This is a genomic window from Pseudomonas sp. B8(2017), assembly GCF_002113575.1.
Taxonomy (GTDB): domain Bacteria; phylum Pseudomonadota; class Gammaproteobacteria; order Pseudomonadales; family Pseudomonadaceae; genus Aquipseudomonas; species Aquipseudomonas putida_Z.
The window spans coordinates 281,778-294,083 of sequence record NZ_NEIO01000001.1; the positions used below are offsets into that span (position 1 = coordinate 281,778).

General features: G+C 64.5%; 11 protein-coding genes. 8 read left to right on the top strand and 3 right to left on the bottom strand.

Annotated elements, in window-relative coordinates:
- Nucleotides 1-30: 30 nt before the first annotated feature.
- Nucleotides 31-687: an HAD family phosphatase gene (locus CAG22_RS01355; protein WP_085592451.1), complete on the bottom strand. Its 657-nt coding sequence runs from the start codon at nt 685-687 to the stop codon at nt 31-33.
- A 141-nt stretch (nt 688-828) separates the two neighbouring features.
- On the opposite strand from CAG22_RS01355, the gene CAG22_RS01360 reads away from it, so the two are divergent.
- Together CAG22_RS01360 and ptsP are read left to right on the top strand one after the other, a co-directional pair.
- Nucleotides 829-1,308, top strand: a complete 480-nt coding sequence (locus CAG22_RS01360; RefSeq protein ID WP_003249017.1) for an RNA pyrophosphohydrolase — start codon at nt 829-831, stop codon at nt 1,306-1,308.
- Nucleotides 1,309-1,330: 22 nt separating this feature from the next.
- Nucleotides 1,331-3,610: a phosphoenolpyruvate--protein phosphotransferase gene (gene ptsP, locus CAG22_RS01365; RefSeq protein ID WP_085691450.1), complete on the top strand. Its 2,280-nt coding sequence runs from the start codon at nt 1,331-1,333 to the stop codon at nt 3,608-3,610.
- Between the two features lie 150 nt (nt 3,611-3,760).
- Here ptsP and CAG22_RS01375 read toward each other — a convergent pair whose 3' ends face one another.
- A complete protein-coding gene (locus CAG22_RS01375; RefSeq protein WP_085704105.1) occupies nt 3,761-4,507 on the bottom strand; it encodes an NRDE family protein in 747 nt (248 codons plus the stop codon).
- 129 nt (nt 4,508-4,636) lie between these two features.
- Between CAG22_RS01375 and CAG22_RS01380 the strand changes: the two genes are divergently transcribed.
- Genes CAG22_RS01380 through CAG22_RS01390 form a run of 3 tightly spaced genes read left to right on the top strand, consistent with a single transcriptional unit; the run spans nt 4,637 to nt 7,265 of the window.
- On the top strand, nt 4,637-5,419 hold the full coding sequence (locus CAG22_RS01380) for a sulfite exporter TauE/SafE family protein (RefSeq protein WP_024087873.1): 783 nt from the start codon (nt 4,637-4,639) through the stop codon (nt 5,417-5,419).
- Between the two features lie 16 nt (nt 5,420-5,435).
- Complete coding sequence (gene lgt, locus CAG22_RS01385; RefSeq protein WP_013974665.1) at nt 5,436-6,242, top strand: prolipoprotein diacylglyceryl transferase; 807 nt, start codon at nt 5,436-5,438, stop codon at nt 6,240-6,242.
- Nucleotides 6,243-6,293: 51 nt separating this feature from the next.
- A complete protein-coding gene (locus CAG22_RS01390) occupies nt 6,294-7,265 on the top strand; it encodes a thymidylate synthase (RefSeq protein WP_085704108.1) in 972 nt (323 codons plus the stop codon).
- A gap of 130 nt (nt 7,266-7,395) precedes the next feature.
- Here CAG22_RS01390 and cadR read toward each other — a convergent pair whose 3' ends face one another.
- Entirely contained in the window at nt 7,396-7,839 is a 444-nt protein-coding gene (cadR, locus tag CAG22_RS01395; RefSeq protein ID WP_085691448.1) for a cadmium resistance transcriptional regulator CadR, read from the bottom strand.
- A gap of 84 nt (nt 7,840-7,923) precedes the next feature.
- Between cadR and CAG22_RS01400 the strand changes: the two genes are divergently transcribed.
- The 3 genes from CAG22_RS01400 to CAG22_RS01410 all read left to right on the top strand — a co-directional run bounded on the left by CAG22_RS01400 (nt 7,924) and on the right by CAG22_RS01410 (nt 12,306).
- Nucleotides 7,924-10,137 (top strand): heavy metal translocating P-type ATPase, encoded by a 2,214-nt coding sequence (locus CAG22_RS01400; RefSeq protein WP_085704111.1) that lies wholly within the window; start codon nt 7,924-7,926, stop codon nt 10,135-10,137.
- 9 nt (nt 10,138-10,146) lie between these two features.
- Nucleotides 10,147-11,016: a LysR family transcriptional regulator gene (locus CAG22_RS01405; protein WP_085592457.1), complete on the top strand. Its 870-nt coding sequence runs from the start codon at nt 10,147-10,149 to the stop codon at nt 11,014-11,016.
- Between the two features lie 231 nt (nt 11,017-11,247).
- Nucleotides 11,248-12,306 (top strand): putative 2-aminoethylphosphonate ABC transporter ATP-binding protein, encoded by a 1,059-nt coding sequence (locus CAG22_RS01410; protein ID WP_085704114.1) that lies wholly within the window; start codon nt 11,248-11,250, stop codon nt 12,304-12,306.

Genomic DNA, 12,306 nt, shown 5'->3' on the forward strand with positions numbered 1-12,306 from the left:
GCGATGGGCCGCAAAGCGGCCCCAGCAATCTCAAGCCCTGAGCGAAACCACCGGCCACCCACGCATCTCGGCCTCCGCCCTCAGCTTCGGGTCGGGGTCCACCGCCACCGCATGCGTCACTCGCTGCAACAACGGCAAATCGTTCATCGAGTCGCTATAGAAATAGCTGTCCTCAAGATCGAAGCCGTTTTCCAGCATCCAGCGCTCCAGCCGCGTCACCTTGCCTTCACGGAAACACGGTATATCGGTACTACGCCCGGTATAGCGGCCATCACGCATCTCGCATTCGGTCGCCAGCAACACGCGAACCCCCAGGCGCCGGGCAATCGGTGCGGTGACGAAGCGGTTGGTGGCGGTGATGATCACCAGCTGGTCGCCGGCCTCGCGGTGCTGCTGCAGCAAGCTCAGCGCCTTGGGCAGGATGATCGGCTCGATGCAAGCGCGCATGAAGTCGCGGTGCCATTCGTCGAGCTGGGCTACCGGTGTTGCCGCAAGGATTTCCATGGAAAAGGCCAGGTAGGCCTGCAGGTCCAGGGTGCCGTTCAGGTATTCCTGATAGAAGCCATCGTTGCGTTGCTTGTAGGTAACCGGGTCGAGGATGCCGCGCTGGCAAAGGTAGTCACCCCAGGCATGGTCGCTGTCGCCACCGAGGAGGGTATTGTCCAGGTCGAATAAAGCCAGGCGCATCGCGGTCACTCGCATAAGCCACAGGGTAGGCCCGCAGAATACGGAGTTTTCACGCTGCTGCACATAAGCTTGGCGGGCGCGTTGCTGCGCTCGCAAGCTTTGTGGAACAATGCGGTGACATGCGTTTGCGAGGTTGCTGCCGTGATCGACCCGGATGGTTTTCGCCCCAATGTCGGGATCATTCTCACGAATGATGCCGGGCAGGTGCTATGGGCTCGACGGATCAACCAGGATGCCTGGCAGTTTCCCCAGGGTGGCATCAACCCTGACGAGACGCCGGAAGATGCCCTGTACCGCGAGCTGAACGAAGAAGTTGGCCTTGAACGCGATGATGTGGAAATTCTTGCCTGCACCCGTGGCTGGTTGCGTTATCGTTTACCCCAGCGACTGGTGCGTACGCATAGCCAGCCGCTGTGCATCGGCCAGAAGCAGAAATGGTTCCTGCTGCGTCTGGTCAGCAACGAACAACGGGTGCGGATGGACCTGACCGGCAAGCCGGAATTCGACGGCTGGCGCTGGGTCAGCTATTGGTACCCGCTGGGCCAGGTTGTGACATTCAAGCGCGAGGTCTACCGACGCGCCCTGAAAGAGCTAGCACCGCGTCTGCTGACGCGCGACTGACGACGGAGTTCGACCCCGAGCCATGCTCAATACGCTGCGCAAGATCGTCCAGGAAGTAAACTCCGCCAAAGATCTCAAGTCGGCGTTGGGGATCATTGTCTTGCGTGTCAAGGAGGCCATGGGCAGCCAGGTCTGCTCGGTCTACCTGCTCGACCCGGAAACCAACCGCTTCGTGCTGATGGCCACCGAAGGCCTGAACAAGCGCTCCATCGGCAAGGTCAGCATGGCCCCCAACGAAGGCCTGGTCGGCCTGGTCGGTACCCGGGAAGAGCCGCTGAACCTGGAAAACGCTGCCGACCACCCGCGTTACCGCTACTTTGCCGAAACCGGCGAGGAAAAATTCGCCTCCTTCCTCGGTGCGCCGATCATCCACCACCGCCGGGTGGTCGGGGTATTGGTCATCCAGCAAAAGGAGCGCCGCCAGTTCGACGAGGGCGAAGAAGCCTTCCTTGTCACTATGAGCGCCCAGCTCGCAGGGGTTATCGCCCACGCCGAGGCTACTGGCTCGATCCGTGGCCTGGGCCGCCAGGGCAAGGGTATCCAGGAAGCGCGCTTCGTCGGCGTACCGGGCTCGCCTGGCGCCGCCGTGGGGCGCGCAGTGGTGATGCTGCCGCCAGCCGATCTGGAAGTGGTACCGGACAAGACCGTCGATGACATCGACGCCGAGCTGAAGCTGTTCCAGAACGCCCTCGAAGGTGTGCGCGACGATATGCGCAAGCTGTCGGCCAAGCTGGCCACCCAGCTGCGCCCGGAGGAGCGTGCACTGTTCGATGTGTACCTGATGATGCTCGAAGACGCGGCCCTGGGCGGTGAGGTGACCGAAGTCATCAAGACCGGCCAGTGGGCCCAGGGCGCACTGCGCCAGGTGGTGGGCGAGCACGTCAACCGCTTCGAGCTGATGGACGATGACTACCTGCGCGAGCGCGCCTCCGACGTCAAGGACCTGGGCCGGCGCCTGCTGGCCTACCTGCAGGAAGCCCGCGCGCAGTCGCTGGTGTATGCCGACAACACCATCCTGGTCAGTGAAGAGCTGACCCCGGCGATGCTCGGTGAAGTGCCGGAAGGCAAGCTGGTCGGCCTGGTCTCGGTACTGGGCTCGGGCAACTCCCACGTCGCCATCCTGGCTCGCGCCATGGGTATCCCCACGGTGATGGGCCTGGTCGACTTGCCTTATTCCAAGGTCGACGGCATCGAGATGATCGTCGACGGCTACAAGGGCGAGGTGTTCACCAACCCCAGCGAAGTGCTGCGCAAGCAGTACAGCGACGTGGTCGAGGAGGAGCGCCAGCTGGCCCAGGGCCTGGATGCCCTGCGCGAGCTGCCGTGCATTACCCCGGACGGCCACCGCATGCCGCTGTGGGTCAACACCGGCCTGCTCGCCGACGTGGCCCGTGCCCAGCAGCGTGGCGCCGAAGGGGTGGGGCTGTACCGCACCGAAGTGCCGTTCATGATCAACCAGCGCTTCCCCAGCGAGAAAGAGCAGCTGGCCATCTACCGCGAGCAGCTGGCGGCCTTCCACCCGCTGCCGGTGACCATGCGTACCCTCGACATCGGTGGCGACAAGTCGCTGTCGTACTTCCCGATCAAGGAAGAAAACCCGTTCCTCGGCTGGCGCGGCATTCGCGTCACCCTCGACCACCCGGAAATCTTCCTGGTGCAGACCCGCGCCATGCTCAAGGCCAGCGAGGGGCTGAACAACCTGCGTATCCTGCTGCCGATGATTTCCGGCATCCACGAGCTGGAAGAGGCGCTGCACCTGATCCACCGCGCCTGGGGCGAGGTGCGTGACGAAGGCACCGATGTGCCGATGCCACCGGTTGGCGTGATGGTGGAAATTCCTGCGGCGGTGTACCAGACCAAGGAGCTGGCGCGGCAGGTGGACTTCCTGTCGGTCGGTTCCAACGACCTGACCCAGTACCTGCTGGCGGTGGACCGCAACAACCCGCGGGTCGCCGACCTGTACGACTACCTGCACCCGGCGGTGTTGCAGGCGCTGAACACGGTGGTGCGCGACGCCCATGGCGAAGGCAAGCCGGTGAGTATCTGCGGTGAGATGGCCGGTGACCCGGCAGCGGCGATCCTGTTGATGGCCATGGGCTTCGACAGCCTGTCGATGAACGCCACCAACCTGCCGAAGGTGAAGTGGATGCTGCGTCAGGTGAATATGAGCAAGGCCAAGGAGCTGCTGGTGGAGGCCTTGAGCCATGACAACCCGCAGGTTATCCACAGCTCGCTGCAACTGGCCCTGAAAAACCTTGGGTTGGCGCGGATGATCGGGCCTGGGGCCAATAAAACCCTCTGAATGTGAGGTGGCCTGTTCCGGCCTCTTCGCGGGTTTGTGGGAGCGGGCTTGTGGGAGCGGGCGTGCCCGCGAAGCAGGCGACTCGGTGTATGGCACCGGCTTCGCCGGTGTTCGCGGGCTCGCCCGCTCCCACAAAGGCCAGCACAGTGATCAGACTGAAAGCTCGACTTCCCCCAAGTGCCCACCAAAGGGCCCGAAACTGCGTTCAACCAGTCGCCTTTTCCCCTGATCATCCACAATCAGCACCGTGCTCGCCCGCGTCCCGTAGTTCTGGCTGGCAATGAACACACTCGACAGCAGCTTCTCGGTCGCCAGCCCCACGCCCGTCTCCGGCAACTCGCCCTCCGGCGCCGGTTCGGCATCGGCCAGCAACGCCAGCAAGCGCTGTGGCTCCGGCGTTTCCAGTAGCCCCTCCAGCCCACTGCGCGCCTTCACCAGCTTCGGCCAAGGCGTATCCAGGCCGGCATTGGAAAGCCCGTAAACCCCGGCCTCCAGCAAGCGCGGCGCTGCGTCCCGGGCATGCAGATAGCCCAGCTGCCGCCCATCGCCCACCAGCAGGTTGAACCCTGAATATTGCCTGCTGCGGCTGGCCACCTGGTCCAGATAGGCCTCGACCCCCAACTCCCCCTGCAGATACGCCGCCACCAGCTCGCCCCGCGAGCGCGGCCCCAAAACCTGCGCCGGGTCGCGAATATTGGTCAGCGCCGCGAACCGCCCCTGCGGGCCGACGCCCAGCCAGGTGCCGCCGGCCTCCAGGTCGCGCCCGGCATATACCCCGGGTGCATCCTCCCAGGCCGCCAGGGCCTGGGTGGGGCGGGCATAGAACTCATCGCGGTTGGCCGCCACGATCAGCGGCAGGGCATGCCCCGGCCGCCAGGCGAATACGATCAGGCACATCGGTCGGGCCTCTGGGTTTTTTGCCACTGTACCCACAGCGGCGGGGAGGATCCATCCTGACACACTGTTCACTAGAGCCCCGAGCCCGGCTTCCGTTACCATGCCGCATTGTTTTTTCGGGGAAGACGAATGGAATTCGTGCTCTATCTGCTGTTGGGCGCCTGCGCCGGTGTGCTGGCCGGGCTGTTCGGCGTGGGCGGCGGTATCATCATCGTGCCGGTGCTGGTGTTCAGCTTCACCTTGCAAGGTTTCGATGCCTCGGTGCTGACCCACCTGGCTGTCGGCACGTCGCTGGCAACCATCGTCTTCACCTCGATCAACGCCGTGCTCGAGCACCATCGCAAGGGCGCGGTGCAATGGCCGATCTTCGCCTGGATGACCCTCGGCATCCTCCTCGGGGCCGGTGTCGGCGCCAAGACCGCCTCGCTGATCCAGGGGCCACTGCTGCAAAAGATCATCGGTGTGTTCGCCCTGGTCATCGCCGCGCAGATGGCCCTGGACCTCAAGCCCAAGGCCAGTCGCGGCATCCCCGGCAAGCCCGCGCTGATCGGTGCAGGTGGCGTGATCGGCTGGGCTTCGGCCATTTTCGGCATCGGCGGCGGTTCGCTGACCGTGCCGTTCCTGACCTGGCGCAGCCTGCCCATGCAGCAGGCAGTGGCCACGTCTTCGGCCTGTGGCCTGCCGATTGCCTTGGCCAGTGCCCTGAGTTTCATGCTGCTGGGTTGGCACGAGGAGCACCTGCCGGCCCACAGCCTGGGTTACGTGTACCTGCCGGCGCTGCTCGGCATTGCCGTGACAAGCATGTTTTTCGCCCGCTTCGGCGCGCGCCTGGCGCACAAGCTGTCGCCACGTTTGTTGAAACGCCTGTTCGCAGCCCTGCTGTTCTGTGTCGGCCTCAGCTTTTTGATTTGAATCGAGAGGAAGTTCCATGCTGCCTTACCCGCAGATAGACCCCGTGGCCGTGGCCATCGGGCCGCTGAAAATCCATTGGTACGGCCTGATGTACCTGGTCGGCATCGGCGGTGCCTGGCTGCTCGCCTCGCGCCGGCTGAACCGCTTCGACCCCACCTGGACGCGCGAAAAGCTCTCCGACCTGGTGTTCTGGCTGTCGATGGGGGTGATCGTCGGTGGTCGCCTGGGCTACGTGCTGTTCTACGACCTGCACGCCTACCTGGCCAATCCGACGCTGATCTTCGAGGTGTGGAAGGGTGGCATGTCGTTCCACGGCGGTTTCATCGGCGTGATGCTGGCGGCCTTGTGGTTCGGCAAGCGCAACAACAAGTCGTTCTTCGAGCTGATGGACTTCGTCGCGCCGCTGGTGCCGATCGGCCTCGGGGCCGGGCGCATCGGCAACTTCATCAATGCCGAGCTGTGGGGCAAGGCCACCGATGTGCCATGGGCGATGGTCTTCCCGCCGTTCAGCGACCCGGCGCAGCTGCCGCGTCACCCATCGCAGCTGTACCAGTTCGCACTCGAAGGTGTGGCGCTGTTCCTGATTCTCTGGGCGTTCTCGCGCAAGCCGCGGCCGACCATGGCGGTATCCGGCATGTTCGCGCTGTTCTACGGCATCTTCCGCTTCATCGTCGAATTCGTCCGCGTACCGGATGCCCAGCTTGGCTACCTGGCCTGGGGCTGGCTGACCATGGGTCAGATTCTGTGCGTACCGATGATCCTGGCTGGCCTTGGCCTGATCTGGTGGGCTTATAATCGCAAGCCTACGGCGAAACCCGCCTGATTAATCCCACGGCAGGGGCGATCCCCCTGCCGTTTTTGCTACAGGTAAGCCATGAAACAGTATCTGGACCTGGTCCGCGACGTCATCGACAACGGCACGCTGCAGGGCAACCGCACCGGCATCCGCACCATCAGCCTGCCGGGCGCCATGCTGCGTTTCGACTTGCAGAAGGGCTTCCCGGCCATTACCACGCGCAAACTGGCGTTCAAGTCGGCGATCGGCGAAATGGTCGGTTTCCTGCGTGGCGTGAAGAACGCCGGTGAATTCCGCGAACTGGGCTGCAAGGTCTGGGACCAGAACGCCAACGAGAACGCACAGTGGCTGGCCAACCCGTTCCGCCAGGGCCATGACGACCTGGGCGAGATCTACGGCGTGCAATGGCGCCAGTGGCCGGGCTACAAGCGCATCCCGCTGAGCAACCCGGCGGCCATCGAAATGGCCGAGAAGGCGGGCTTCCGCCGCATCGCCCAGGACGAGGAGGACGGCGTCGCCTTCGTCATCCTGTACAAGGCCATCGACCAGGTGCGCCAGTGCCTGGACACCATCGCCGATGACCCGGGCAGCCGCCGTATCCTGTTCCACGGCTGGAACTGCGCGCAGCTGGACGAAATGGCCCTGCCGCCGTGCCACCTGCTGTACCAGTTCCACCCGAATGTGGAGACCAGGGAGATTTCCCTGACCCTCTACATCCGTTCCAACGACCTGGGCCTGGGCACGCCGTTCAACCTCACCGAAGGCGCGGCGCTGCTGTCGCTGTTCGGCCGCCTGACCGGCTACACCCCGCGCTGGTTCACCTACTTCATCGGCGATGCCCATGTGTATGAGAACCACCTGGACATGCTCAACGAGCAGCTCAAGCGTGAGCCGCTGGAAGCGCCGAAGCTGGTGATCAGCGACCGCGTGCCAGCGTTTGCCGACACGGGGAAGTACGAGCCGGAGTGGCTGGAGAAGATCGAGCCGAGCGATTTCTGGCTGGAAGGGTATGAGCACCATGCGCCGATGACGGCGCCGATGGCGGTGTGATCTTTTAGATTGCCGGGGCTGCTCTGCAGCCCTTTCGCCGGCAAGCCAGCTCCCACAGGACGGCGCTGCCAGTTGGGGCTGTGCAAAACCTGTGGGAGCCGGCTTGCCGGCGATTGGGCCCTTGGATCTTTCAATGCCCGTGGCTTCGCCCCACATGCGAATGCTCGGTTTCCGGCACCGACACCGCCCCGTTCGTCTCCAGTTGCTGCAAGATCGCACACTCCGCCCCCTGTGCATTGCAGCGCCGCCGCAGCTCCACCAGCTGTTCCTGCAACGCCACCAGACCATCGATCCGTGCCTGCACATGCTCGATATGATCGTCGATCAGCGCATTGACACTGCCGCACGAATCATCGGGGCTGTCGCGCAGGCGTAGCAGGCTGCGGATTTCATCCAGGGTCATGTCCAGGGTGCGGCAGTTGCGGATGAACGTCAGCCGCTCGACGTGGGCCTGGGTGTACAGCCGGTAGTTGCCGTCGCTGCGCGCCGGCTCCGGCAGCAGCTGTTCACGCTCGTAGTAGCGGATGGTTTCCACGGCGCAGTCGGTGGCTTTGGCCAGTTCTCCGATCTTCATCACGAAATTCTCCAGCAAGTGGCTTGACCCTATAGTGGCTACAGGGTGTTCACTTGGCAACAGGCTCAAATTAAGGATGACCCCATGAACCAGCCTGTCAGCCACGAACACAAGCACGATCACCACGCCCACAGCTGCTGTGGCAGCGCTGCTGCGCCAGCCTTGGTCCAGCTGAGCGAAAAGGCCAGCAGCCACGCCCAGTTCAGCCGTTTCCGCATCGAGGCCATGGACTGCCCTACCGAGCAGACCCTGATCCAGGACAAGCTGGGCAAGCTGGCCGGTATCGAGCAGCTGGAATTCAACCTGATCAACCGTGTGCTTGGCGTGCGCCACACCCTGGGTAGCACTGCTGAAATCGAGCAGGCCATCGACAGCCTGGGCATGAAAGCCGAGCCACTTGGCGCCGAAGACGATGGCACCGCCAGCGCACCACAAGTGGCCAAGACCCGCTGGTGGCCGCTGGCGCTGTCCGGTATTGCCGCGATCGCCGCCGAAATCGTGCACTTTGCCGCACTAGCGCCTGAGTGGGTGGTGGCGGCGCTGGCGCTGGCAGCGATCCTCGGCTGTGGCCTGGGTACCTACAAGAAGGGCTGGATCGCCCTGAAAAACCGCAACCTCAACATCAACGCGCTGATGAGCATTGCCGTGACTGGCGCGGTGCTGATCGGCCAGTGGCCGGAAGCGGCCATGGTGATGGTGCTGTTCACCGTCGCCGAGCTGATCGAAGCCCGCTCGCTGGACCGCGCGCGCAACGCCATTGGCGGCCTGATGCAGCTCACCCCGGACATGGCCACCGTGCGCCAGGCCGATGGCCAGTGGCGGGAAGTGGAGGTGCGGGAGGTAGCTATCGGGGCCTTGGTGCGGGTACGCCCCGGCGAACGCATTGGCCTGGACGGTGAGGTGACCAGCGGGCAATCCAGTGTCGATCAGGCGCCGATCACCGGCGAAAGCCTGCCTGTGGAGAAGGCCGTGGGCGACAAGTTGTTCGCCGGCACCATCAACCAGGCAGGGGCGCTGGAGTTCCGCGTTACCGCTGCTGCGGGGCAATCGACCCTGGCGCGGATCATCAAGGCCGTCGAGGAAGCGCAAGGCGCGCGGGCGCCTACCCAGCGTTTCGTCGACCGCTTCTCGCGCATCTACACCCCGGTAGTGTTCGCCATTGCCCTGGCTGTTGCGGTTATACCGCCGCTGTTCATGGCCGGTGCCTGGTTCGACTGGGTCTATCGCGCCCTGGTGCTGCTGGTGGTGGCCTGCCCATGCGCCCTGGTGATCTCGACCCCGGTGACCATCGTCAGCGGCCTGGCTGCCGCCGCGCGCAAGGGCATCCTGATCAAGGGTGGCGTGTACCTGGAAGGCGGGCGCCAGCTGGACTTCCTGGCCCTGGACAAGACCGGCACCATCACCCACGGCAAGCCGGTGCAGACCGACGCCAAGGTACTGGAGCCGCTGTTCGAAGGCCGCGCGCAAGCCCTGGCCGCCAGCCTGGGCGAGCGTTCGGACCACCCGGTTTCCCGCGCCATTGCCCAGTTCGGCAAGGAGCAAGGCCTGGCCTTGAGCGAGGTCGATGACTTCGCCGCCCTGGCCGGGCGCGGCGTGCGTGGTACCATCGCGGGTGAGGTTTACCACCTGGGTAACCACCGTCTGGTCGAGGAGCTGGGCCTGTGCTCGCCCGAGCTCGAGGCCCAGCTGGATGCGCTGGAGCGCCAGGGCAAGACCGTGGTGCTGCTGCTCGACCGCTCCGGCCCGTTGGCGCTGTTCGCGGTGGCCGACACGGTGAAGGAAAGCAGTCGCCAGGCCATCGCCGAGCTGCACGAGCTGGGCATCAAGACTGTCATGCTGACCGGTGACAATCCGCATACCGCCCAGGCCATCGCTACCGTGGTGGGCATCGACCGTGCCGAGGGCAACCTGCTGCCTGCCGACAAGCTCAAGAGCATCGAAACGCTGTACGCCCAGGGCCATCGGGTGGGCATGGTCGGTGACGGTATCAACGACGCCCCGGCGCTGGCTCGTGCCGAGATCGGTTTTGCCATGGCGGCGGCCGGTACCGACACTGCCATCGAGACCGCCGATGTGGCGCTGATGGACGACGACTTGCGGAAAATCCCGGCCTTCGTCAGGCTGTCGCGCCAAAGTGCGGCGATCCTCATGCAGAACATCGTTCTGGCGTTGGGCATCAAGGCGATATTCCTGGCGATCACCTTTGCCGGCATGGCCACCATGTGGATGGCGGTGTTTGCCGACATGGGCGTGAGCCTGCTGGTGGTGTTCAACGGCTTGCGCCTGTTGCGCAAATAGAGGACGTGCATGCTGAGTTCGGAGCTTAAAGCCTTCTACATGGTGGCCCGCCTGGGCAGCATCACCCTGGCGGCGAAGAAGCTCGGCCTCAGCCAGCCCACGGTGACCACGCAGATTCGCAACCTGGAGAGCCAGTACGCGGTGGAGCTGTTCTACCGCGGCGGGCGGCGCCTGGTGCTGAGCGAGGAGGGCGTGCGCCTGCTGCCGATGGTCAAGGCACTGCTGCAGCAGGAGGCCGACATCGAGTTCGAGCTGCGCAACAGCGGCCAGGCCCAGGGCAGCCTGCGCATCGCGGCCACGGCGCCTTACTACATTCTCGACCTGGTGAAGATCTACCGCGAACGCCTGCCGCAGGTGGAAGTGGCGGTGGAAATCGGCAACTCGCAGCAGGTGCTGGAGATGCTCGAGGACTACCGGGTGGATATCGCCGCTTCGTCGCAACTGCTGGAAGACGCGCGGCTGGTGCGGCGGGTGCTGGGGACTGACCCGTTGGTGGTGGCGGTGCATCGCAACCACCCGTTGGCACACCGCCAGGCGGTGTCCATTGACGTGGTGGCCGGGCATTGCCTGCTGATGCGCGAGAAGGGCTCGACCACACGCAAGCTGACCGAGCAGATGATGCAGGAGGCCGGGGTGAAGGCCGGGGCGTTGCTGGAGATTGGCAGCCGCGAGTCTATCCGTGAGGCGGTGCTGCGCAATATCGGCATCAGCGTGATTGCCCGGCACGAGGTGCCGCACAACCCTGAGTTGCGGGTGCTGGCGCTGGAGAACGCGCCGGTGATGCATGAGTACCTGTATTGCCTGAAGGAGCGGCGCCAGGCCCGGTTGCCGGCGGCCTTCCTTGGGATGGCGCAGGAAGTGGCCGGTTCGCACTTCTGATAGTCATGTAGCGGCTGTACCGGCCCTATCGCCGGCAAGCCAGCTCCCACAGGTACCCCACATTCCTTGAAACCTGTGCAGTACCTGTGGGAGCTGGCTTGCCGGCGATAGGGCCCGCGAAGGCCACTACAAAATCTGCCTATACCACTATCACCCGCTTTTGCCCTAAAGCCACAGAACCTTCGCACAGCCTTCCTAGCATGGCCCCCATCTCTTCGATGAGGCCCTGCCATGAACCACACCACCCCCGGCGCACAGATGAAAGTGCGCAACATCTACAAGCGCTTCGGCGCCTTCACGGCGCTGAACGATGTCTCGCTGGACATCGCCGCCGGCGAACTGGTGTGCCTGCTCGGGCCGTCCGGCTGCGGCAAGACCACGCTGCTGCGCTGCATCGCCGGCCTGGAGCGCCAGGACCGCGGTACGTTGTACATCGGCGAGCGCGATATCTCCGAGCTGCCACCCCAGGCCCGTGACTACGGCATCCTGTTCCAGTCCTACGCGCTGTTCCCCAACCTCACCGTCGAAGCCAACATCGCCTATGGCCTGACTGGCAGCGGCCGCGAGCAGGCCTGCCAGCGAGTGGCCGAAATGCTCGAACTGGTGGGCCTGGCCGGCAGCGAGAAGAAATACCCCAGTCAGCTTTCCGGTGGCCAGCAGCAGCGTGTGGCACTGGCCCGCGCGCTGGCACCGTCGCCGTCGTTGCTGCTGCTGGACGAGCCGATGTCGGCGCTGGACGCCCGGGTGCGCGAGCACCTTTGCACCGAACTGCGCCAGCTGCAGCGCCAGCTGGGTATCACCACGCTGATGGTCACCCACAACCAGGACGAGGCCATGCTGATGGCCGACCGGATTGCGGTGATGAACAACGGCCAGGTCGAGCAGTACGCCACCCCGCAGGAAATCTACGACCAGCCGGCCACGCCGTTCGTTGCCGAGTTCGTCGGCCAGGGCAACTGGTTGCCGTTCCAGCGCAGCAGTGACAGCCATGCCCAGGTCGGTGGCATGAACATGCGTCTGGCACCAGGTTCGGCCCGACCCAGCAGCGGCCGGCTGTTCTGCCGCCCGGAGGCGATCACGGTCAACCCGGCGGTGCACGAAGAAAACCTGTTCCCGGCCATGGTCCGTGAAATCACCTTCCTCGGTAACCGCTGTCGCATGAGCTTCGAGCTCAAGGCGCTGCCTGGCCATGCACTGCTGGCGGAGCTGGCCCCCGAGGCCATGCCGCGGTTGGGCTCGCAGGACATCTGGGTGGCGCTGCCGCCGCAGAGCCTGCAGGTGTTTGCCTGA